The organism is Sulfitobacter aquimarinus (assembly GCF_040149565.1).
In the GTDB taxonomy this organism is placed as follows: domain Bacteria; phylum Pseudomonadota; class Alphaproteobacteria; order Rhodobacterales; family Rhodobacteraceae; genus Sulfitobacter; species Sulfitobacter aquimarinus.
Map to the genome: position 1 here is coordinate 1 of NZ_JBEFLO010000012.1, position 23,142 is coordinate 23,142.

Consider the following 23,142-nt stretch of genomic DNA (forward strand, 5'->3'; position numbering starts at 1 on the left):
GTTCGCCCGATGCTGTTTTTCAACATCCAGCACCGCCCCCCTATTTGGGGGTACGATAGAATCGGGGAAAAATGCGTACCCCCACAATGCCTTAAAGTGACATCAAGGTTTGAAACCTCAAAGCCGCGGAAACCAGTACAAGATCAGCGATTTTGCAGGTCTGCTTATCCTGATTAAAACCAGTGGATCTAAGGCGTGGCGCTTTAAGAAATGGATGAGCGGCAAATTAATTTCTCGTCATTTGCGCTTCCCCTGCCCACGACTTGGCGCAAGCGCGTGAAACTCGTGACGCGGCAGAGGCCTTGGTAGCGCAGGGGATTGATCCCAACGAATCCAAGCAGGAAAAAAAACGAACAAAGGAAGCCGCCAAAGGCGAGACATTTGCGAAATCAGGGCAAGCGTTTTTAGCCAAGCAACGCCAAGAGGGAAAGACTAAAGCCACCTTGGACAAGACTGAATAGCATCTCAAGCCTGCCAACCAAGATCTCGGACACACCCGCATTGGCTGCGTCTTTCGCTACGCAGTGGTGAGCGGCGGTGCGCAGATCAATCCGACATATGCGCTACGAGACGCCCTTATCCGCCCCACCCGTGTCCACCGCAAAGCCATTACCGATCGGCCAGTTAGCGGCGGCAGGTAATCGTAGGAAGGAAGATTACGCCAGCTAATCCGAGAGATACCCCAGCCGTGCGGCTTGATACGCGGCTTCTGCGCGGCTCGAGATGTTGAGCTTGCGGTAGATGGATTTGATGTGGCTCGACACGGTGCTTGGCGCGAGGCTCAGCGCTTGGGCGACCTCCGCCACCCGCAAGCCGTGGCCGATGTTGGTCAAAACCTCTTTCTCACGCGGGGTGAGCGCGACCTCCTCGTCTATGTTTGGCCCTGTTGCGCGAAAATGGCTCAGCACGCGCCGTGCGATTGCAGGAGACAGCGGGATGATGCCGTCGGGTATCTTGCTGATCTGGCTTGCGATCAAATCGGGGGGATCGCTTTTCAGGACATAGCCGTTTGCCCCCGCAGAGAGCGCCGCGACAATGGCGCTGTCGCTGCCCATTGCGGTTGTGACAATAGAAATCACATTGCGCTGGGTCTGGCCCAGTTTGCGCAGCACGCCGTAGCCGTCCCCGTCGGGCAATTGCAGATCAACCAGCGCCAGATCGAATTGCTTTCTTTGGCAAAAATCCAGTGCGGCCCGCAGGTTGACCGCTTCGCTCACCTCGATGCCGTCAAACACCCCATGCAGGATGCCGATCAGAAAAGCGCGGGCTTCTGCAATGTCTTCGACGACGAGGACTTCTTTTATCATGCGCCCCGCCTCATGCCGGCTCCAGCGCGGGGGCCGCCATCTGAACGGTGAAGCGCAGGGTTTTTGTCGCGGGGTCGAAATGGGCCTGCCCGCCCATCGCTTCGACCCGCGCCGAAATATTATCAAGACCGGAGCCGCGTCTGACCGTTGCGGGATCAAAGGCCGTGCCGTCCTCGCCGATGGCGAGTTCAAGCGTCCCGTCCCGATATCCGAGCGAGACATCGACCGCCGTCGCACGGGCGTGTTTGATGACGTTGCTGGTAATCTCACGCAGGATCGAGCGCAGGTTGTTGGCCACAATATACGGCACCATGACGGGTTTTGCGCGGTGCGTGTCAATATCCGCGACCCACGTCAGGGCAATGCCATGCACGTCCAGCCTGTCTGCCATTTCACCGCGCAAGTCCGCGATTACCTCGGCCAGATTGAAGTCGGTCGAAAACCCGTCGCTGATGATCTGGCGCAGGTCTGTCAGCGACTCGCGCAGCAGCAGGTCTTTGGCCGATGGCTCGGCTGCGTGCAGCGCCGTAAGAAGTTGTGCGCCAATGTTGTCATGCACATCGCGGCTGATGCGATCACGCTCTTCGGTAATGCCGCGCTCGTAGGCCAGATGGCTGTCCCGGGCGACACCGTACATCTGGCACAAGACGTCAGCCGCGTTCATGTCCCTCGTCGTGAACAGCCGCCTGCCGCCATCGGGGTAGAGCAATTCGCGCCCTTGCAGTCCTGCCACTGCAGGCAGCCGCAACGCCAGCCCGTTTTGCGCAATCTGCGTCTGGTCTGGCGCATCCGCGATGTGCTTTACCTCACCTGCCAGCGCAAAGGTCTCTTTTAACAATCCGTCCCAACGGCTGTCCTGTAACCGCTTGGTCGGCGCAAAGGCAACTTCGAACACGCCTGTAATCTTCTCGGAGGGGCGCGGCGCCTTTGACACAAACAGACGCGACAACAAAAATTGCCGCAGCGGGAAATACAAGAAACTGGCAATAAGGAACGAGAACGTCAGCGAAGTCAGCGGTTGCGCACGCATCCACAGCAGCAACACCAGATCGGTCGCGAAAATTAGCGCAACACCGGCAAGCCATAGCCAGATGTAATAGGCATAACGGTCCAGATCAAAGACGCGCCAGCGCATCACCCCCAAGGCCAGACCGATGTGCATCAGGTTGAAAAACCCGAAGGCATAGGCCTGCGAGATAAACCCATGCTCGGACAGGCCAAGGATCGGAGGCAAGGCGGACAGGCCAATGAACAGGCTGCACCCGATCAGCGAGAACAGCAAAAACCAGCGCAGGCCGGCACGCTCGACCGGATGGCCGCGCGTCTTGCGCCACTGCACAACGCCCAGCACGATCGCGACCAACAGCTGTGTGGTGATGATCGGCACAATCCACAGCGTTTCGCCGACATACCCCAGCTCAAGCAGCAGGCCGATCCCGAAGAAAACCGCAGGCACCAGCATCCACACGGGCCTGACCAATTGGCGCGGGTACATCATGAACAGCCCCACCAGCGCGATGCCAAACATAGCAGAGCCGGTATGGTTCAACCCCGACAATATGCGAAACTGATCCCCCGGCAGGGCAATCTGGCGCGTGGAATAGATCGAGGCGGCCATGGCCGAGACAGCAAGGAAAAGCCCCGTCAGCGCGAACATCCGCGCCCCCCAATCCCCACGCCGCAACGAAATGACCCAGCCAGAGACGATAATGGCAAGAATACCAACCGCTTGCTGGAACCAGAAGGGGGCGGGCAAGTCCACGATACCGCGTGGCCGCGGGCTGATCGTGCGGGTTAGGGTCGCCCCTGCCACAGTAGCATAGCCGACCTCGACCCTCTCCGCCTGCAACTGCGCGGCAAGCATGGATTGGCGCTCGAAAAACGCACGCAGGGCTGAATAGCTGCCTAACTTGTCAGGCTCGGGCATTGTATCGGTCGGCACCAGCGCGACCCCGTTCAGCGACACAGGCACCGCCCCTTGCGGAAGGTCAATAAAGGGGCGGTCAATCGCCGCAAACACAGAGAGAACAAACAACGCGGCGGCCAAGCCGATGGACAATAATGCGACGGTCAGCGGCGATTGGCGCGATGAAATTACATTCAGCATAGGTTCGTCTTTCGGATAAAAAGCTTCCGACGGGTTGAAAACAAAAATAGCAAAACACAAAAAAATACCTCAAAAGCCTACGCTGAGCGGCATATAAAGCAAGGTTTTTATCTCAGAACTTCTTTGTGAGGGAGAAAGACACGCTCCGGTTGGTAAAGTCAGCGAGCGGGATGTTAGAGCGGTTACGCTCGATCCCGAATTGGATTTGCGGCGCAAAAGAGCCGATGCGGAAGTCGCGGTGATGCACGGTCAGTTCTGCGGCAAGTTTGCGATCCTGACGGGCGACGCCAAAGACCTGATTGACCCCTGTGCGGTTGTCCATCTCGCCGCGCAGGGTCAGGCTGGTCGACAGCCCTCCTTTGAACACATAGGTCCCTGACAGGGAAATCCCCCTGCGCTGCCCGTCAAGATGGCGCCGCATGGAGGCGTTATCCTCATAAAAACCGCCCGCCGTCACAGAGGCATTCCCGCCAATCGCATAGGTATAGCTGGCATGTACAAAGCTGCGGTCGATGTCTGCCGCCCCGTTGCGCCCCCACGCCCGCGTCACTTGCGCCCCAAAGCGCAACGTGCCCGCAGCGCCGATGCGGCGTGCGTGATTTCCGTAAAACCCGAAGGTATCCGAATAATGTGCGCCCCCTGCGTGCCGCGTCGCCACCGAAATGCCTCCGTCCCAATAGCGCAGGGGATCGGGCACAAAAGACAGTCCCGCACGCGCCGTAAGCTGGTAGTCGCGCAAGCGTTCCTCGCTTGCGTGTTTCAGGTAGGCGCCCAGCGTCAGCTGCGCTTTGACGCGGTCGGTGATTTTCGGCGCGTAGGTGACGCCTGTCGTGACAATCGCGCTGGTCGTGGCTTTGCCAATCGCTTCGTCATCCAGCGTCAACGCATAGCCCCCCAACACCAGCTCGGACCCTTGGGTTTGTTTCGTGCCATTCGTCTCGGGCTTTAGGTTGAAGCTGAAATAGACAGACCACAGCCGACGCGCATCAATCGTGGCGATAACGCGCAGCACCATGCCCCGTTCTGCCGCCGTCAGCTTGGCCCCCAGTAGCCGCTCCAGATGAAACCGTGCGCGGATGTCCTTTTCCAACCGGAACAACGCCAACGCCAGCTCGAACCGGAAATAGTTGTTCCCTGGCTCCTGCGAGACAAGCTTTTCCAGCAGGGGCAATGCTTGGGCATTTGCGCCCGATTGCGACAGCTCAAGCGCGGTGCGCCATGTGGTGGCCTGTTGCTCCTGTGCATATAGCGGGGTCGAAAGAAGCGTCAGGCAGAGGCTCAGGAGGGCCCCCGCCTGCCGCATCAGCCCCTTCGCGTGGCCCATGCCTAGTCGCGGTCCGCGTACCATGTGCCGCCCGTGATGATGGACGCACCGCCGCCCGTAGGCTCGATCGAGACGCCGTTGGCCCCCGCGACGGCTGCGCCGTTTGTGCCGCGCATATCACCTTGCAGCGTCATGATGACAGCACCGCTCAGGTTATCTGTCGGTTCTGACAATGTGCCGCGCAATTCGGTCGAAAGGCCCGTGAATGTCGTGGCCCCCGCCCCGGGGATGTTGAGGTTTGTCGTGCTGACCGCGTTCACGCCATTGGGCGCGTTCGCAGTCGAGAGCGTTCCTGTCGCGGTCACTGCGGTGCCGTCGATTTCGCCTGCGAAATTGGTCGCGCTGGCTGTGATGGGCCGTGTGGCCCCCGCGTTGAAGTTCACGTTCATATCCAGATCGCCGATCAGAGCCTCGTCTGCATCCGCCGCGTTTGCGTTGGTGCGCACGCTGATCTCGCCCGTGTAATCCGCACTGCCGGACAGGGCCGTTTGCGTGGGAGGCTGCAAATTCGCGGCGTCAAAGCTGGACTGGAAGGTGCTGCCACCGCCCGCACTGCCGCCGCTGCCTGCGCCACCGCTGCCACTGCCTGAACCGCCACTGCCGCCGCCTGAACCGCCGCTGCCCGAGCCGCCTGAACCACTGCCGCCACTGCCGGCACCACCCGTGCCAGCCCCACCGCTTGCGCCGCCTGTGCCGCTACCGGACGAGCTGCCGAAACACGCTGAAAGGCTTAGGCAGGCGAGAAGTACAAAAGAGAATTTTGCTGTTTTTGGGTAGTCCATGAATTTTTTCCTAAAATGCCGAAAGCCGCAGGCTTCCAAAGTGTAAAATCGCCCCGAAAATGGTGCCGCATTACTGTCGGTCAGCTTTTTACAAAAGACCCTCCCCTAAAGAGGGGAGAAACGACCATGCGCAAAAGCGCTTTGAAGCATCGCGGATGCAGCGCACCGCATGGCGCCCCATTCCACAGCTAAGATCGGCTTTTGCCCGCGCCCTCCGCCCTGCTGAAAACAACAGGCGCGGCTACATCTTTTGGGTGCTGGACCGCTCTGCATGTAAGCGGTAGCGTATTTGCAGCACCTTCTCCTTTTTAAATTTTATAAGCCATTGCAACGGCACCACCCGATTTAAGGACACTATGTTTTGACACTTTTTACTTCGCGTGCAGATTTGACACCGAATACAGCTGTAGCTCCGCTAGATATGGCGGCCCGTTTCACAAGTCTGTCGCTGGTGTATCTACGCCATGACCCCGCCCAGATGGCCCGCTATGAACGCGTGCAGCTCTTTGCGGATTGGGCCGAGCAAACAGGCTGCAATCTGCCCATTCACGATGTCCAACTGGTCGCGACGCTTCGCGGGAATGACGGCTTTGTCGCGATCCAGTGTCGCCTACACGCGCCTGCACACTGCGTTACCCACACAGACCTAGGCGGCTTTTTGACTGCGCCCCACATCTACCCGTTCAAGTCGCTTTTGATCCTCGCGCTGACGGATGTGCCGTGGGACGATGATGCCACAGACGCAGTGTCAGCCGCGCCCGTGCCGGTTGAGTGTCTCGGCCGCCACGATCTGGAGGATAGCGCGGTCAACTGGCCCTATTTTGCAAGATCGGGCGAGGTCGTGTTGGTCGAAAACGACCCGTCGCAAACTGCCGCAATCAGCGCGATGCAGACAACATATGTCGAGACTCTGGCAGCGTGTCCGATCATAAAACGCGGGATGCGGGGCCTTGTCTCGAAAACGCGATTTGGCAAGTATCTGCCAGACGATCAGGCCAATCCCGCGCGCCCGCAAATATCCACGCCCAACGTGGAACGCGGCCCTTTTACGGTGTCTGCAAAAAAGGTCTATGCCGATCTGGAGATCTTGCTGAGCCTCACTTGGGCGCAAAGCCAAAGCTATGCCTATAGCAAGCTCTATTACCGGATGGCGGATCAAGAGTTCAGCGAAGACAGGACAGTTTGCTTCAAGCCCAAGCGGCGTAACCACACCGAAACACTGCGGCTTGCGTTGCCTGAATTTCCCATTGGCGCAACTGTGTTTTTCCGCATCGACGCCTCTGCCCACGGTATCGGGACGCTTGTTGTAGACGGGTTCGACGTGGCACCGCACAGCGCCGACAGCGGGCAAACCGTGCTGGCCGATTACAACGCCGCAAAAGAGCAGACCCGCGCGATGGTGATACAAAGCGAGGCGGGGCAAAAGGCCACCTTGGCCCACTATCCCGAATCCCTGTCGATCGAGCTTACGGCGGGCTGCAATCTGACCTGCAGCCATTGCAGCTCTCATGGTACAGGTGAGGTGCACGACTTCCACAACCGTCTTCAGCGGTTTACCCCCGAAGGTTTCACCGCAATGGCGGATGAGGTTTTCCCATATCTCACCTCCATCTGCCTTGTCGGACGCGGAGAGCCCACATTCGTCTCCCATCAGCTTTGGGAATGCGTTTTCGAGAAAGCCAAACAATACAACGTCCTCGTGTCGATCGTCACAAACGGTCTGTTGCTGACAAAACGGTTGCGCCCCGAACATATGCCGTGGGTCGACACGATGATGTTTTCGATTGACGGGTATCTGTCAGAAACGATGGCCGCAAACCGCGGGAATGTCTCACTAACCACCGTGGTCGAGGCCTTGCGCCATTACGACAAATTGCGCCGCTCGACCGAGCTGGCGCGCCGCCCCAAGCTGTCGGTTTCTTTCACGCTCAAACGCAACAACATTGCGGAGTTTGCAGCTTTCATCGAAGCGGTTGCGCAGTTCCAGCCCGATCTGGTCTACTCCCGCCATTTGCTGATCTTTTTTGAGAAACAGGCAAATGAGACGCTGTTGACCAACCCTGAAATCGCCAACCACTATCTGGCGCAGGCCTATGCCGCGATGGCCCGCCACAACATCCCCGGCGACTGTCCACCGATTGTGGCCGAAACGGCAGACACCGCCCCTGCCCCTGATGTCATCGACGCGATGGACCGCGCCTTTACCTCGCGGCGGGCGCAAAGCGCCCCGATCTGGAAAGAGCAGCCAAACGCATCGGTCCCGTGCCTGTCGGACGGGGTAGTAGACCCCATTGGCGACGCATTACTGAAATCGAAACAGATAGAACGTGCGCCCCTGAACCTGAGCCAGCTTGCCGCAACCATCGAGGCAAAACCCGACCTGTCGCAGATGGACACGCTGCCGCCAGACCGCTGTATCTATTTTCACAGAACGGGCGTGTTGATGGCCGATCAAAGCGTTGTCACCTGCGCACGCCCCTATGCGGCCGCCGTGGGGAGCGTCGGCGAGGGTAAAAGCTTTGCGCAGGCTTGGAACTCTCGGGATATGGTCCAGTGCCGTGGTGATTTTGGCACCGACAAAGAATGGTCGCAGTGCAAGGAATGCTGGTACCGCGAGTCGCGCTATGCCGGCCAACGCGACAAACGAAGCGAGCAGCAGGCATACGACATGGACAAATCTGAATCGTCGTATGACCTGAAGTCGTGGGATTTTCGCGCCGAACTTGATAATGAAGTCAGGGATACTGCGTCTGTGCGCAAACCCGGCGCACGCTGACGGTCTAGCCCTCGCCTTGCATTCCCTGCCAGTTCTTCCACGGCGTATCCAACGCGTCACGGCCACCGCGATGCATGGCGGATTTATGCGCCAGACGGAAATAAAGCTTGTCCGCAAAGCGGGCGCTGTTGTTACGAGCGACCCCGTGCGGGATAAGGGAGTGTGCCAAAATCACGTCCCCCGGCCCGGCGAGTAGCTGCTGCGGCGTGCCCCACGGCACCCGTGATGCGATGCCCTGGCTGATCGCTTCGAGGGGTGCGCGCAGGGTGGGCGATTGCCGGAACGTCTCGCAAATCTTGCTGTGTTGGCCGGGCGAGACAAACAAATTGCCACGGTCTTCTTGTTGGGTGGCCGTTAAGGGAAAGCCCACCAGCAACTGGAAACCGGGAAACTGGTCTTCGGTCTCGAACTTGAGATGCTTGTTGACCCAGTCGATGTGCCAGCTGGGCTGCCATGCAGGGCCAGACGGAGCCCAACCGATCAGCTGCGCGTCAACCTCATGCACGTTATCTGCGCCCAAAACAGCAGCCCCCAAAGAGTGGGCCAGTTGGCGCAATGGCCTGATCTCTTCTCCCTCGGTCACATCCATCGCGTGACGTGCCCGCGCAATATCACCGCGGGTTTTGTCATCAGCACCCTGCGTGATCACCGTGTTCCGCCAGATGTTATATTGCCGCAAAACCGAGATGACGGCGCGCTTTGGCGCATAGTCTTTGAGCAGCAAAACGCCGTCTTTGCGAAACATTTCGCGCTGCTGTGCGTCCAGATCGACCGCTTTGTTCATGACATCGACTTTCTTTTTGCACAGACCGCATCCCAGATTTTGCGGTCGTGTTCGGCATAGGAATACAGCAGATCAATCACCGCTTGGGACGCACCGCGTGCGCGCAATTTGTCCAGCCGGTCGGCAGGCACGCTCAGGCCGTTTTTGTTGACGTGATAGGCGCCTTTCAGCGGCGTCTCCGAGGTCTTTGCGATATATTGCTGGATCAGCGGCAATTCGTCCAACGTATAGACGCCGTCCAAAGCATCAATATTGGACAGCGCCGCATCGACCACACGGTCAATGTCATGCAGGCCACGCTGCATCAGGTTATTGAGCCTGCGGCGGCCATCCATACGTCTGGTGCCAAAGTAGTAGGCGTAAAAGTTATCGTAATTATCGGCGATGAAGGCCCGCAAATGGGGCGGCCCCTCAAAGAAGTACTCATCGGGGCTCATTGAGTGAACGGCGTTCAGCCCTTGGTGATGCGGCAGGGCCAGCTCTTGGGCGCTCATCTTTTCGGCCTTGTCGGCCACATAAAAATAATACGACAGGATGCGGTCCAATGGGTCACGCAGGACGGTAAACACCTTCTTGGGCCCGGACACCGCGTCCAATGTCGACCAATCGCCATGCGGCGCATGCACGCGGTATTCGCTCAATTGCGCCATTGAATAGGTGCACAGCTCCTCGGTTGAGCGTGCAGGGCAAATCGCCGCTTCACCGTAAGCATCGTGCAACATCTGGCGCACGGATTGCCCGCCTGTTTTCGGCACATGGAGAAACACCAGTTTCTCGTCGGTGGGTGTGCTGCCATTTTTGACGTAGCTTTCCATATGCTTGGCCTTAACTTCAGAGCGCAGCATCCGTCCAAAGCCCTGCAGCGTGCCCCGCCACAGACCTTGGACATCATTTCTACGCTTGTTTCATATCACTATTGCGGCAGGTCGCCGCGACGATACCCAGAGCTTATCAGACACGATGACGAGCGCCACGCTTCGCGCCTGTTTTTTTCCATGGTCGGCCTAAGCGTGCAGGGCTTCGTCGATGGCTTTTGACAGGTCCAGACGGCTGAAGGGTTTCGCCAGAAAAGTAAACTGGAAGGATTGGGCGGTGTCGCGTGCAAACTCGTCTTGCGGATAGCCTGACATCACGATGAGCTTGGCCTCGGGTCTGAATTTCACAAGTTCCGAGGCGAAGTCGATACCACTTTGACCGCCGGGCAGTATCACATCAATCATGAACACATCGATCGACGGGTCTTGCCGCGCCGCAACCAGCGCGTCTTTGACGGTGGCAGAGGACGTGACGAGGTAATTGAGCGACGCGCTCATCCGCGCTACCGTGGCCGCCACGTCGGCATTGTCTTCGAGAATGTGAACACGCTCTCCCCTGCCGATCTTTGGGGCGCTGGCGAGCGCGTGATCTTTTGCCGCGCAGTCCTCTTGCGCGCGGGGCAGGTAAACAGAGATGGTTGTGCCCGCCTGTGCTGCGCTTTCGATCTGCACCCCGCCGCCGGACTGGCGCGAAAAGCCCATAACCATGGACAAGCCCAAGCCGCTGCCTTCGCCAATACCTTTGGTGGTAAAGAACGGCTCGAACGCTTTTTCGATCACCTCGGCTGTCATGCCTTTTCCGGTGTCCGTGACAGAGATCCTGACGTAGTCGCCGGGCTTCAGGTCCGCGTGCAAAGGCACGGCGGCGGGGCCGACTGTGAAATTTCGCGCCGTGATCCGGAGTGCCCCCCCTTTCGTCATGGCATCGCGTGCGTTCAACGCGAGGTTCAGCAGGGCGGCTTCGGTCTGGGCCTGATCCGCAAAAGCGGCCCACAGATCGTCGCTGGTCGTGATCGAAGTCGCGATCGTCTCGGAGAGAACCCGCAACAAGGTGCTGCGCATATCGCCCAAAAGCCGTGCCACATCCAGCGGCCTCGGCTCAAGGCTTTGTTTGCCTGCAAAAGCCAGCATATGACGGGTCAGGTCTGCGCCGCGCTGCACCGCGTTCACGATCTCTGATGTCAGTTCTTCTTCGGCCTGCCCCAGCTCTTGCAGCAATTGCGCGTTGCCCTGAATAACGGTCAGCAGGTTGTTGAAGTCATGGGCAATTCCGCCCGTCAGCTTCCCGATCGCCTCAAGCTTTTGTGCCGCCCTCAGCTTCTTTTCCAGCTCTTTTCGGTGGGTGATGTTGGTCAGCAAACCCGCTGTGCGCACTGGAATACCCTGCGCGTCGCAATAGCATTTGCCCTCAATCTGAATCCAAAGGTTTTTACCCGACTTCGTGACAAAGCGCAGATCAAAGGAAACAGGGCTCTCGGGGTCTGCAAGGCTCGCCTCCAAAGCCGCGGGATAGCTGGCATAGTCATCAGGATTGATGAGCGATTTGAACCCTTCGGTGCGCATCTTTTTGTAAAGTTCTGCTTTTTCGTATTCGAGCAGGGCAATGAAGTTGGCCGAAAAGTACAGCCTGTTCTTGGCAATATCCCAATCCCATGTCGCGGCCAGTTCCAGCCCGCGTTTCATCCGCTCTTGGGTCACGCGCAAACGGTCGGTCCTGTCCTCGACAATGTGTTCCAACTCTGCCGCGCGTTTGATTTGCTGGGCGTAGAGCCCCGAAATATCCGAGATGTCTTCCTCGGTTATTGCGATTGTCGGATCGCCCGTCACAGGGTCGCGCCCCCGTTTTATCCAGATATAATGCACTCTGGCGCCCGTGCGGGTCTGAACTTCGGTTTCGAACCGCAAGATCTTGTTCTCATGTGCGCCGGATAAAATCCGCGTCGAAAGCTCCGAATTCGGGTAGCGGAAGTTGATGTCGAGGGTGTCGCCATCGCTGGGCAACGCAGGCCCATAGCATTTGAGAGCGGCGGCGTTTTGCACCAGTACACGCCCCTCAAGGCCCATCACCGTTATCAAAGACGGCGTGGTCTGGAACACATCCGCCATCCGTGCGGCATCCCCCATTCTGTCCGTGAAGGTCTCTGCGACCTCCACCAACAGGCCGCCCCGCCCCTGCTCCAACAGCACATGCCGGAACGTCAGGACCACCATCTGCGGCACGCCCGCCGGATAGAGCGTCCATGTCTCTTGCACGGTTCCGTCGGATGCGGTGGTTTCCAGTATGGTCGTCAGACGGTCCATGACGCTGGCGCTGTCTGATGAGAACTCGCGCTGGGTCAATTCGGTAGCAGACCCTGCGCACCAGAATGCCAGACCTTCGGCATTCGCATACCGGATGCGTTGGTTTTCCACGTCAAACACCCACGCAGGCGCGGTCAGATGATCCAGTAGACCCTCTGCGTCCTGCTGTTCAAAGCTTTGGTGTTCCATTTGCGTCTTCTTCTCTGGGCCAGGACGGGCGCGTCGTTGGCAAATAATAAAATCAACGCGCCGTGCGGAGTATCGGGCGCGGGAGAATTATGCCGAACCCGTGTCGGGCCAACATATCCCGCAATCCACCATTACACCCTACCGTTCGTAGGTCTTTCGGACAAGCAATCCCCAGTAGATGGGGTAATTTCACCATCCTGCCCGAAAGGGTCAATCAAAATCTTCCCAAACACACAAGAAGGTCGGAACGGCCACCTGTACCATTTGCCATTTTAAAAAATCGCCTGAGTTTGCACAGACCGGACCGGAAGGCATCGCCGCGGCACAAAGCGCCCACGGCCCCCTCGCCCACCGTCAATGCACGCATAGGCCTTGTCCTCATAGGGTCGCCACATGTTTCGCGCAGCGCAAAAATGCGGCAAGCCCCAGTATCGGGGTCGAATGCCCATATTATTCGCGGCTTTTCCACCGTCAGCCACGGTGACAGCCACAAAGCGCGCCATGATACTCAAGTTGGTCTAAGCGGCACCGCATATACCAACCTGCGGCACCCGTGCCATCCACAGACGGCTATTTCTTCCGACAGAACTCTACAGCCTTCGCAGTGCATCGCACCCTATGCAAAACGAATTTCAAAGCGACCGATTTCATCAAAAATCTCACCGATGGCCATTTTCAACCACGTAAACACTGACGCCTGCTTTGGCAATTTCGGCAATATCTTCCGTTTTCTCGGTGCCGAAACAGTCGAGAATGGTGTCACGTTCTCTTACCTCAACCACAACGGTTTTCGAGCTTTCGGACTTTGGCCTTGGGTTTTCCGGCGGGACCAACCGCTACACCCGCATCATTACAAACAAGCAGATTGCATTGGAAAATACCGATGAGACAAACCCGAATGTTGTCATTTCGTGACTGTTACTGAATGCGACATCGTCACCGACTGGGACGGCACCGAAGACACCGTTAGCTTCTTTCGGTCATCCGCCATCGAAAGCCATGCTGACTGGACAGCCAATACCGCCCAAATCGGCGCAGATAAAGCGCTGAGCACTAGCGCCAATACGATCACGTTCTGCAAAAACTGTGCTGGCTTCGCCGTGACTGACTTCGTCGTCTAGTCCCTTTGTGAATGGTGTTCGGGCCGCATCATGGGGCCCAAGCATCCAAGCAGGGCTTTAAGCGGGGTGCTGCTGCCCCCGTCATTGACAGCCGTGGCCCGAAGCGCGGCCTGCGCCGCATGCCGCAATCACACCTTGTTTGGAAATGGCTATGCGCACAGAATATTCGTGATTGCAGGACAACCTGCCTTTGGCGATGGGAGAGAGACGATGATGTACAATGATGCGCTCAGACACGGTGGCCTTGCGGTTGTGACAGGTGCCGCCAGCGGTGTCGGACTGGTTGCGGCCCTGCGGTTTGCAAAAGCGGGCTTTGGCGTGGTGCTGGCCGATCTTAGATCGGACGCGCTGGAGAGTGCCGCAGCGCAGGTTCGCGCAGTTGCAGGTGCGGATGCGACTGTCCTTGCCGTGCCCACGGATGTCAGCAACGCAGATGACGTAAACGCATTGGCAGATCAGGCATTCGCTGCGGGCGAGGTTGCGGTTTTGATGAACAACGCGGGCATCGGTCTGTCCACGGGCAGTTGGGAGAACGCCGACAACTGGCGCAAAAACATCGAGGTCAACCTGTTTGGCGTGATGAACGGCATCCACGCGTTTTTGCCACGTATGGTGGCCGCGGCGCGACCTGCTGTGGTGATCAGCACCGGCTCAAAACAAGGCATCACCACACCGCCGGGCAATCCGGGCTATAACGTCAGCAAGGCGGGCGTGAAGGTGATGATGGAAATGCTGGCGCATGACCTGCGACAGGCGGGCGCGCCGATTTCTGCGCATCTGTTTGTTCCGGGCTTCACCTATACCGGCATGATCCAGCGTTTCATGCCGGAAAAGCCGGATTCGGCATGGACCAGCGAAGAAGCCATCGACCATTTTATCGCGCGTATGGCGGCGGGTGATTTCTATATTCTATGCCCCGACAATGATGTCACCCCCCAGATAGACCGCAAACGCGTTGCTTGGGCTGTGGGGGACATCGTCGAGAACCGCCCCGCCCTGTCGCGCTGGCATCCCGACTTTGCGCAGGCTTTTGCAGCTTTTGAAAAAGGGTAAAACCGCCGCATAGCTCCAACGCGCAACCGCCTTTTGCACCGCGCAAATGCGGCCCGTCGCCGTGTTCTGCGGCCCCATGAACGCGCCATATCCCTAATGCGTAAAATTAGCGACAGTTTGCGCAGCGCGTGCCGATACACGCGTCCCTAGCCCCCTTTTTCATACGTAGAAGGCGTTTGCCCTTTTGGGGTCCGGCGCCTGATTTGGTGTATCCCTTCCGTCCAATGATTTCTGACGCAACCCGCAAGGAGCAAGGAAGGAAATATTAATCTCTGACACCGAGTTTCAGGCCAAGAGAATCCACACTGAAGCTCCACAAAGGGTTGATAATGTCACTTTCAAAACTGAACCAGCTGTCTTTCAAGCTGCCTGCCTTTGTCGCCATTGTGATTGCGATCGTGGCCAGCGTCCTGTCGACCTTCACGTATCTCTCCGGTCAGGCCGCCACAGCAAAAGGCGCGGAGAACCGGCTGTCCCTTATTCTGGAGAATAGGGAAAACGCGTTGACCGAGTGGTATACCCAGTTAACGATCCTTTCCCAGTCCCTTGCGCGCAATCCTTCTACCATCGAAGCGGCCACCAACCTCAATGCGTTGTGGTCCATTCTGGAACCTGCTGATCGCGCCGCCGTGCGCGCCGACTTTACCGAAAACAACCCTTTTGAGCACGCAAAACGGGCCGAACTGCTCAGCGCGAATGACATGCGCGGCTATGACCGCCTGCACGCAAAATACCACGAGTTTTTCAAATACTACAACAACAGCAACAACTTCTACGATCTTTTCCTGATCAACCCGGAAGGCGAAATCATCTATTCTGTCGCGAAAGAAGCGGATTTTGCGCAAAACGTTGTGACAGGTGATCTGGCGCAAACAGGCATCGGCGAAAGCTATCGTCAGGCGGTCGACAACCCGTCTGAAGCAACCCACTTGTCCCATTTCAGACCCTATGCCGTCAGTGCTGGCGCGATCGCGGCATTCGCTTCGACCCGTATTGAAAACGAGGCGGGCGAATTGAAAGGCGTGTTGGTTTTGCAGACCAACCAGGCGGAATTCACCGCGCTGATCAACAAGGCAAACGGGATGGGCGAAACAGGTGAAACATTTCTGGTCGGCCCCGATGGACGCCTGATTGTCTCCAGCCGGTTCGAAAGCGGTCCTCAGGCGATGGACATCGTTGAGATGACCCCAAAAGTAAGCGCAGGCATAGACGGCGATACCTTTTCCTCGCTTGATACCATCGGGCTGAACAACGCCTCTGTCCTTGCCCAAACGGTGCCGATCACATTTGATGACCAACGCTATGCGTTGATCGCCGAGATTTCGCGCGACGAGGTTTTTCACAACCTTAACGAGCAACTCAATACCCTGCTCTTGATTTCGTTCATTGCCGCCGCAGTGATGAGCCTGCTTGCCTGGCTTTATATCAACCGCGTGACAAGCGCGCTGAAGACGCTCGGCGGGGAGATGGGCGAAATCGCCAATGGCGACTTCGAGGTCGAGGTATCGGCCACAAAACGTGGGGACGAGATCGGCAAGATCGGCCAGACACTGGTAGATTTCCGCGAAAAGCTGGAAATCGCATCACAGGAACGCGCCCAGCAGGAGACCGCTCAACAAGAGCAGAAAAGAACGCTGGACGTCTTGAGCTCGGGTCTGGTGCAACTGGCCGATGGCGATCTGTCGTCCACCATAGACCAGCAGTTTGCCCCCCAATACGAAAGCTTGCGTTCAGACTTCAACGCCGCATTGCGCGTCCTGAGCGAGGCCATTTCAAGCGTGACAGAGGCGTCGGGCAGTATCCAGCATGGCGCACAAGAAATCAGTCAGGCCTCTGATGATCTGTCCAACCGCACCGAAAATCAGGCAGCTACGCTGGAACAAACGGCCGCTGCATTGGACGAGCTGACAGCCAGCGTCAAATCCGCCGCCGACGGGGCCAAATCGGTCGAGACCATCGTGGTCGAGGCGCAGTCAGAGGCAGAAGCCAGCGGCAAGATCGTCTCGGACGCGATTTCGGCCATGAACCAGATCGAGGAATCCTCAAAACACATCTCGCAGATTATCAGCGTGATCGACGACATTGCGTTCCAGACCAATCTGCTGGCCCTGAACGCGGGCGTCGAAGCGGCCCGTGCGGGGGATGCGGGTAAGGGCTTTGCTGTGGTCGCCTCCGAAGTGCGCGCCCTTGCGCAGCGCTCTTCCGAGGCCGCCAAAGAGATCAAGACCCTGATCAGCGGCAGCGCGACCGAAGTCGAGCGGGGTGTCGAACTGGTTGGCGGCGCGGGCGAAGCCCTGAGCAGCATCGTGCAGCGGGTCTCGCATATTTCTGATCTGGTGCGCACGATGGCCACAGGCACCTCTGAACAGGCCGTTGGTCTGGGCGAGATCAACATCGGTGTGAACCAGCTTGATCAGGTGACCCAGCAGAATGCCGCCATGGTCGAAGAGGCCACCGCAGCCAGCCATGTCCTCAAAGGCGATGCGGTTCGGCTGGAGGAATTGGTGCGCCGTTTCAAAACCGCAAATGGCGGCGGCGGTGCTGTGGGGCAAGCCGCTGCAACCTTCCACCGCTCCTCGGCGAATGTGGAACACGTCCAGTTCCAACCCGCGACCGAGGTCGAGTTCACGCCCACCCAAGGCGACATGCCGATCGAGCATAAGGCGACAGGCACCACCGACAAAGCGCCGGCTGACAACGACTGGATTGATTTCTAGCCTCCCGTTCTTCGCACCGCATGAAACCAGCACCGTCAGGAACGCTTGAATGAGCCATAAAACGATCATCGTCGCGACCCCCTATTCCAGCGATCTCGACCGCTGGCAGCAGGTCTTGTCCGACACAGGCGATTTGCGGATCGTTGCCCATGCTCCGGGGTTGATGGAGTTGTTCAACAAGGTCGAACACGGCCCGCCGAATATCGTGTTGGTCGCAGCCGAATTGTGCACAGCGGATGAATTTGAACTGATCGTGACCTTGTTTGACGCGCTTGACGTGCGCTGGATCAAGTTCACCAGTCTTGAGGGCAGTGCTTCGGGGTTAAACGCCCCCGCCAACAGATCAAACACATCGGGATTGTTTCATGCCAGCCTGAGCGACAACCCCAGCGCGCTTGTTGGGCAAGTGCGATCCTTGGCCAATGCGCAGCAACGCGCCGAACGCCCTGCCCCGCAAAAGATGGGGCGAACGGGACGACGGTTCAAACGGATGGTGTTGATCGGAGCCTCGACAGGCGGGGTTGATGCATTGAAAACGGTCCTGTCGCAGTTCGGACCCGATTGCCCTCCTACCGTCGTGCTACAGCATACCTCGCCGGGGTTTGGTGCTGGCTTGTGCCGTGTGCTGGACCGCGCCAGTGGCGCGCATGTGCGCCTGTACGAACCCGATGTCGCCCTGCAAAGCGGTACCATTTTTGTCGTCGCAGGCCTGCCAGAGCATGTCGTGTTGACTGCGGACAAACGCCCCCACCTGCAATCCAGCCCCGCAGGGCTGATCTCGGGCCACCGCCCCTCCATAGACAAGCTCTTTTCCTCCAGCCTGCCTTTTGCCAGCCGCATCGTCGCTTGTGTCCTGACGGGAATGGGGGCGGACGGGGCAAAGGGGCTGCTGGACCTGCGCGAAGCGGGCGCACGCACCCTGTCGCAAGACCGCGAAACATCTGTGGTCTACGGCATGCCGGGCGCGGCCTGGTCAAACGGCGGATCCATGCGGCAGGTCCCGCTACATGAAATGGGCGACAGCCTTTTGAAGGAGGCGACACTATGAACCAAGCAACACGCCCCCCAAAGAATATTACCGTCATTCAGGGTGAAGTTGAGATTTCGAATGATCCCAATGTAATTCTGTCTACCATTCTGGGATCCTGCGTCGCCGTGTGCCTTTGGGATGCGCGCACGGGCATCGGCGGGATGAACCACTTTTTGCTGGCGCAAGGGGCTGGTCAGGCGGATGTGAAATACGGTGCCTTCGCAATGGAGAGCCTGATCAACAAACTGCTGCGTGCAGGCGCACAGCGCAGCGCCTTTCAATGCAAACTGTTCGGCGGCGCATCCCTGTCGGGTTTCGGCAGCGACATCGGTCGCAAGAACGCGGCATTTGCCCGCAAATTCGTCGCGGATGAAGGGATTGTCTGCATCGCAGAAAGCCTGGAGGGCGACCAGCCGCGGCGCGTCCGGTTCAGCCCGACCACGGGCAAGGTGCAAATGCTGTTTGTCAAACCAACCGAAGTCGCACCTGAAAAAGCGGCCCCTGCCGCCGCCGCCCCCGAGATCGAGCTGTTCTGATGCACGACCCTCGCCCCCTGCCACGCCCCGTGCGCCAAGACTGCCGGACCGGCACCGTTGCTGTGCACAAATTTAGCAATCCAACGGCCACCGCTAAAGCCATTCTTAACGAAGCACTTGTTACGCTGTGCGCAAATAAATTGCGCGGGCCTGTACCCTTCGCAACCGGAAAGCACCTGATTTTATGACACAAGCCACCGCCTTTACGTTGGAGCCCGCTGCGGGAAAAGACGTGCCTGCCGATTTGCTGGCATTTCTGAACGACAACAAAACCAACAATGTCGAAATTGACCTGAGTGCGGTCAAATCCGTATCGGGCCGCCATATTGAGCTGCTGCTGTCTGCCCACCTGCAATGGCAGGCAGCGGGCCAGTCTTTGATGCTCTCTCAGGTCGATGGTGCATTGGCCGAACGGCTTCTCGGCTTCGGTTTGCCTGCTCAACTCTTCTCGGAAGGAACTTAAATTGACAACCAGTGTGCTCGCAATTGACGATTCTCGGACAATCCGAACCCTGCTGCGACAAGCGTTAGAGCAGGTCGGTTTTGACGTTCATGTGGCCGAAGACGGGGTTGAGGGGGTCGCCAAGTTCAACGAAGTGAAGCCCGATGTGGTGATTACCGACATCAACATGCCCAATCTGGACGGTTTCGGGGTCATCTCGCAGCTGCGCGGCACGCCAGTGCATACGGCGGTGCCGATCCTCGTGCTCACCACCGAAAGCTCGGCCGAGTTGAAGACACGGGCCCGCGATCTGGGGGCCACGGGCTGGATCGTGAAGCCATTTGATGACGCTGCACTGGTCAGTGTCCTGCGTAGGGTGACGGGCCATGTCTAACAATGATGACATCCGTGCGATGTTCTTTGACGAGTGCAGCGATCTTATGGAATCGCTGTTCGAGGGGCTGGCACTGCTTGAGGAAGACGCTGCCGAGGATGATACCGTCAACGCGGTCTTCCGTGCAGTGCATTCCATCAAGGGCGGTGCCGGCGCGTTCAAGCTCGATGATCTTGTGTCCTTTGCGCATAAATTCGAAACCGTTCTGGACGAATTGCGCGCCGGCCGGTTGGAGCAGGACGAAAAGCTGGTGCAAACCATGCTGCGGGCTGCCGACCATCTGACGCATCTGGTCGAGATGGCCCAAACCGAGGGCGAGACAAACCACGCGCGCGGCGAGACGCTGCTGGCCGAGCTTGACGCCTATGTCGCGGCTGATGACGGGCCGGAGACGGAGTTTGCGCCGATGGCGCTTGATTTCGACTCCATGTTCATGCCCGCCATCCCTGACGATGTGCTGGACATCGTCTTTCGTCCCCACGCCAAGCTGTATCACAACGGCCACGACCCGCTGTTGCTGATAGATGCCCTGCGCCCGCAGGGCGATTTGACGGTCGAGATTGACCTCGACGCGATTGCGGCATTCGACAGCTATGATCCCGATACGCCGACACTGACATTCCGAATGCGCTTTTCCGCCTCCGAAGCAGCGCGGATCGTAGAGGAGACTTTCGAGTTTGTGGACGGCATCTGTGATCTGACGGTGACCGAAATCACGCCAGAGCCAGACCCCGCTGATCCATTGCCAATAGAGACGACCGAAACCGCGGCCGAGCCAACAGAACCCGCGCAGAGCGCCCCTATGCCCGCCGCGCCGCCGCCGTCGCCCGCCGTACCAAAAGCGGAAAAAAAGGCTGCCAAATCAACAACGCGTGCCGACACCGCCAACACCACCTTGCGTGTGGACTTGGACAAGGTCGACCGGCTGATCAACACGGTGGGCGAATTGATCATCAATCAGGCGATGGTCAACCAGCGGATTGAGCAGTTGGAACTGCCCAACGACAGCGACCTGCGCTCGGATATGGCGGACTACAAAGTGCTGGCGCGTGACCTGCAAGAGGGGGTCATGTCGATCCGTGCGCAGCCTGTGAAACCTTTGTTCCAGCGTATGGCCCGCATCACGCGCGAGGCAGGCGATGCCAGCAAAAAATCCGTGCGTCTGGTGCAGGTGGGTGAAAACACCGAAGTCGACAAAACGGTAATTGAACGGCTGGCCGATCCGCTGACCCACATGATCCGCAACGCCGTTGATCACGGATTGGAAAGCGCCGAGGACCGCGCCGCCGCAGGCAAGCCCGAGGTCGGGACCATCACCCTGTCAGCGCGGCATATGTCGGGCAATCTGATGATCGAAGTGGGCGACGATGGCGGCGGTCTGAACCGCGACCGCATCCTCGAGATCGCGATGAGCAAAGACCTGGTCCCCCGCAATGCCGAACTCTCTGACGGAGAGATTGACAAGCTGCTGTTCTTGCCCGGTTTTTCCACCAACAAAGAAGTATCCGAACTCTCTGGCCGTGGCGTCGGGATGGACGTTGTCAAAACCGCAGTGCAAGCATTGGGCGGTCGCATCACCATCAACTCCACCCCCAAGAAGGGCACAACATTCGCCATCTACCTGCCGCTGACATTGGCTGTGGTTGAAGGGATCGTTATCTCGGTCGCACAAGAGACGATGATCATCCCGATCACCGCCGTGGTCGAGACATTCCGCCCGCAGAAAACCGATATTTTCCAGATCGCCTCGGGAGGGCGCGTGCTGTCGATCAGGGGCGAATATGTCCCCATTATTCCCGTCGCCGAATGTCTGGGCTTCCAAAGTGAAAAGGCCAGCAGCGGCAACGCCGTTCTGGTGCTGATCGAGAACATGGAAAACAGCCGCTTTGCGCTGGAGGTCGACGCGATCCATGACCAGCGACAAGTCGTGATTAAATCCGTCAGCGGGGATTACGGCGCCATTCCGGGCGTGTCTGCCGCAACCATCATGGGCAACGGTCAAATCGCGCTGATCCTCGATGTGGATTTCCTGTCCACCCAGAAAGACGTGATGGCCACGACGCCAATGCCAATACCAGCGCCCGAGCCACATCAACAAAGTGAAAGTATAGCAAATGAATGATCTCAGCCCAATCCTTCAAGACGCCTATCTTGAGTGTGTGGCCTTCTCCGTTTCGGGGCAGCTGTATTGTCTGGACATCATGAACGTGCGTGAAATCCGCCGCTGGGCCAAGGTGACAACCCTGCCCCATGCAGACAGCCATGTTTTGGGCGTGATGAACCTGCGCGGCAACGTTGTGCCCGTCTACGATCTGTCGGCGCATTTCGGTCTGGGCAAGACCGGCACCAGCCAGCGTAATGTCGTGATTATCGCGGACATCAACGACCAAACCTTTGGCCTGCTGGTTGAATCCGTTTCCGAAATCATGGCTGTCTCCCGCTCGGACGTGCAGGACACGCCTGCGGGCGCCAAAGGGACCCAAGGCAACCTGATCGAAGGGTTGATTTCGGTCGGGGATGATATGGCGCAACTGGTTGATCTAAAGCACCTTCTACGATCCACGGATATTGACCTATGAACATGCAAACAGGCGTTGCAAGCCCTGGCACGCTGCCAGAGATGGATGCGAGCGACTTTGACGCAATCGCTGCATTTGCGTTGCGCGAATTCGGCCTCAGCCTCCCCAGCTCCAAAACGCAATTGGTCAAATCGCGCCTTGCCCGCCGGCTGCGTGCCCTTGATCTGCCCAGTTTCGCCGCCTACCGCTCGTTGCTGGAAGGGGCGAACGGCGGCGCCGAGCGGATCGAGCTGTTGTCATCGCTGACCACCAATGTCACCAAATTCTTCCGTGAAATACACCACTTTGATGATCTGCAAAACGATGTGATGCCAAAGCTGGTTGAACGCGCCCGCACCGGAGAGCGTATTCGCATCTGGAGCGCGGGATGCTCGTCCGGACAAGAGCCGTTTTCGATTGCGATGACGGCGTTGAAATGCGAACCCAACATCGCACGCTACAACTTCAAAATCCTCGCCACAGATATTGACCCCACCATCGTTGCCAAAGCCCGTGAGGCCATCTACCGCAAAGATGAAATCGACGCGGTCGACCAGAAATACTATCGCGCTGCGGACATTGTGGCGCCCGTCCCTGCAAAAGAGGGGCATTTTTCGGTCTCCGACGATGTGCGCAATCTGGTCACCTTTGGCGTCATCAACCTGATCGAAGAGCTGCCGTTCAGCGGCGCATTCGATGTCATTTTTTGCCGCAACGTGGCGATCTACTTTAACCGCGAGACGCAGCAAGCGGTCTGGAAACGCTTTTCAAACCTGTTGCCGTCGGGGGGCAAGCTGTTCATCGGGCATTCGGAACGGATTTCGCGTGCCGACCAACCACAGTTAGAGCCCTGCGGCGTTACCGTTTACCAAAAATCCTGAATACCCAACCAAAACATCCGAGGAA

Annotated in this window: 20 protein-coding genes; 13 read left to right on the forward strand and 7 right to left on the reverse strand. The window is 58.1% G+C overall.

Features of this window, described 5'->3' with window-relative positions:
• Positions 1-263: 263 nt before the first annotated feature.
• The gene (locus ABMC88_RS18570; protein ID WP_439655616.1) at positions 264-461 is read left to right on the forward strand and encodes a hypothetical protein; all 198 of its coding nucleotides are present in this window, start codon (positions 264-266) and stop codon (positions 459-461) included.
• Positions 462-665: 204 nt separating this feature from the next.
• Here ABMC88_RS18570 and ABMC88_RS16575 read toward each other — a convergent pair whose 3' ends face one another.
• The 4 genes from ABMC88_RS16575 to ABMC88_RS16590 form a co-directional block, all read right to left on the reverse strand.
• Positions 666-1,307, reverse strand: a complete 642-nt coding sequence (locus ABMC88_RS16575; RefSeq protein ID WP_349578005.1) for a response regulator — start codon at positions 1,305-1,307, stop codon at positions 666-668.
• Positions 1,308-1,317: 10 nt separating this feature from the next.
• Positions 1,318-3,414, reverse strand: a complete 2,097-nt coding sequence (locus ABMC88_RS16580; protein WP_349578006.1) for a sensor histidine kinase — start codon at positions 3,412-3,414, stop codon at positions 1,318-1,320.
• 112 nt (positions 3,415-3,526) lie between these two features.
• The gene (locus tag ABMC88_RS16585; RefSeq protein ID WP_349578007.1) at positions 3,527-4,762 is read right to left on the reverse strand and encodes a surface lipoprotein assembly modifier; all 1,236 of its coding nucleotides are present in this window, start codon (positions 4,760-4,762) and stop codon (positions 3,527-3,529) included.
• Positions 4,741-5,520 (reverse strand): hypothetical protein, encoded by a 780-nt coding sequence (locus tag ABMC88_RS16590; protein WP_349578008.1) that lies wholly within the window; start codon positions 5,518-5,520, stop codon positions 4,741-4,743. Before ABMC88_RS16590 ends, ABMC88_RS16585 begins: the two co-directional genes overlap by 22 nt.
• Positions 5,521-5,881: 361 nt before the next feature.
• Here ABMC88_RS16590 and ABMC88_RS16595 point away from each other — a divergent pair, with 361 nt between their 5' ends.
• Positions 5,882-8,296: a radical SAM protein gene (locus ABMC88_RS16595; protein WP_349578009.1), complete on the forward strand. Its 2,415-nt coding sequence runs from the start codon at positions 5,882-5,884 to the stop codon at positions 8,294-8,296.
• Positions 8,297-8,300: 4 nt separating this feature from the next.
• On the opposite strand, the gene ABMC88_RS16600 is transcribed toward ABMC88_RS16595, so the two are convergent.
• The 3 genes from ABMC88_RS16600 to ABMC88_RS16610 form a co-directional block, all read right to left on the reverse strand.
• Positions 8,301-9,080: a phytanoyl-CoA dioxygenase family protein gene (locus ABMC88_RS16600; protein WP_349578010.1), complete on the reverse strand. Its 780-nt coding sequence runs from the start codon at positions 9,078-9,080 to the stop codon at positions 8,301-8,303.
• The gene (locus tag ABMC88_RS16605; protein WP_349578011.1) at positions 9,077-9,895 is read right to left on the reverse strand and encodes a sulfotransferase family 2 domain-containing protein; all 819 of its coding nucleotides are present in this window, start codon (positions 9,893-9,895) and stop codon (positions 9,077-9,079) included. The genes ABMC88_RS16600 and ABMC88_RS16605 overlap by 4 nt, the downstream gene beginning before the upstream one ends.
• Before the next feature lie 189 nt (positions 9,896-10,084).
• Complete coding sequence (locus ABMC88_RS16610) at positions 10,085-12,385, reverse strand: ATP-binding protein (RefSeq protein ID WP_349578012.1); 2,301 nt, start codon at positions 12,383-12,385, stop codon at positions 10,085-10,087.
• Between the two features lie 753 nt (positions 12,386-13,138).
• On the opposite strand from ABMC88_RS16610, the gene ABMC88_RS16615 reads away from it, so the two are divergent.
• The 11 genes from ABMC88_RS16615 (at position 13,139) to ABMC88_RS16665 (ending at position 23,117) form a co-directional block, all read left to right on the forward strand.
• Positions 13,139-13,300, forward strand: coding sequence for a hypothetical protein (locus ABMC88_RS16615; protein ID WP_349578013.1), 162 nt, complete (start codon positions 13,139-13,141; stop codon positions 13,298-13,300).
• Complete coding sequence (locus ABMC88_RS16620; protein ID WP_349578014.1) at positions 13,297-13,506, forward strand: hypothetical protein; 210 nt, start codon at positions 13,297-13,299, stop codon at positions 13,504-13,506. The genes ABMC88_RS16615 and ABMC88_RS16620 overlap by 4 nt, the downstream gene beginning before the upstream one ends.
• Before the next feature lie 210 nt (positions 13,507-13,716).
• Positions 13,717-14,559, forward strand: coding sequence for an SDR family NAD(P)-dependent oxidoreductase (locus ABMC88_RS16625; RefSeq protein ID WP_349578015.1), 843 nt, complete (start codon positions 13,717-13,719; stop codon positions 14,557-14,559).
• 329 nt (positions 14,560-14,888) lie between these two features.
• Positions 14,889-17,276 (forward strand): methyl-accepting chemotaxis protein, encoded by a 2,388-nt coding sequence (locus ABMC88_RS16630; protein WP_349578016.1) that lies wholly within the window; start codon positions 14,889-14,891, stop codon positions 17,274-17,276.
• Between the two features lie 49 nt (positions 17,277-17,325).
• Positions 17,326-18,324 carry a CheB methylesterase domain-containing protein gene (locus ABMC88_RS16635; protein WP_349578017.1) on the forward strand — a complete coding sequence of 333 codons (999 nt, stop codon included), beginning with the start codon at positions 17,326-17,328 and terminating at the stop codon, positions 18,322-18,324.
• Positions 18,321-18,842, forward strand: a complete 522-nt coding sequence (locus ABMC88_RS16640; protein ID WP_349578018.1) for a chemotaxis protein CheD — start codon at positions 18,321-18,323, stop codon at positions 18,840-18,842. Before ABMC88_RS16635 ends, ABMC88_RS16640 begins: the two co-directional genes overlap by 4 nt.
• 184 nt (positions 18,843-19,026) lie before the next feature.
• Positions 19,027-19,305: an STAS domain-containing protein gene (locus ABMC88_RS16645; RefSeq protein ID WP_349578019.1), complete on the forward strand. Its 279-nt coding sequence runs from the start codon at positions 19,027-19,029 to the stop codon at positions 19,303-19,305.
• A 1-nt stretch (position 19,306) separates the two neighbouring features.
• Complete coding sequence (locus ABMC88_RS16650) at positions 19,307-19,678, forward strand: response regulator (RefSeq protein ID WP_349578020.1); 372 nt, start codon at positions 19,307-19,309, stop codon at positions 19,676-19,678.
• Positions 19,671-21,800, forward strand: coding sequence for a chemotaxis protein CheA (locus ABMC88_RS16655; RefSeq protein ID WP_349578021.1), 2,130 nt, complete (start codon positions 19,671-19,673; stop codon positions 21,798-21,800). The genes ABMC88_RS16650 and ABMC88_RS16655 overlap by 8 nt, the downstream gene beginning before the upstream one ends.
• Positions 21,793-22,257 (forward strand): chemotaxis protein CheW, encoded by a 465-nt coding sequence (locus tag ABMC88_RS16660; RefSeq protein ID WP_349578022.1) that lies wholly within the window; start codon positions 21,793-21,795, stop codon positions 22,255-22,257. Before ABMC88_RS16655 ends, ABMC88_RS16660 begins: the two co-directional genes overlap by 8 nt.
• Positions 22,254-23,117, forward strand: a complete 864-nt coding sequence (locus tag ABMC88_RS16665; RefSeq protein ID WP_349578023.1) for a CheR family methyltransferase — start codon at positions 22,254-22,256, stop codon at positions 23,115-23,117. The genes ABMC88_RS16660 and ABMC88_RS16665 overlap by 4 nt, the downstream gene beginning before the upstream one ends.
• Positions 23,118-23,142: the final 25 nt, after the last annotated feature.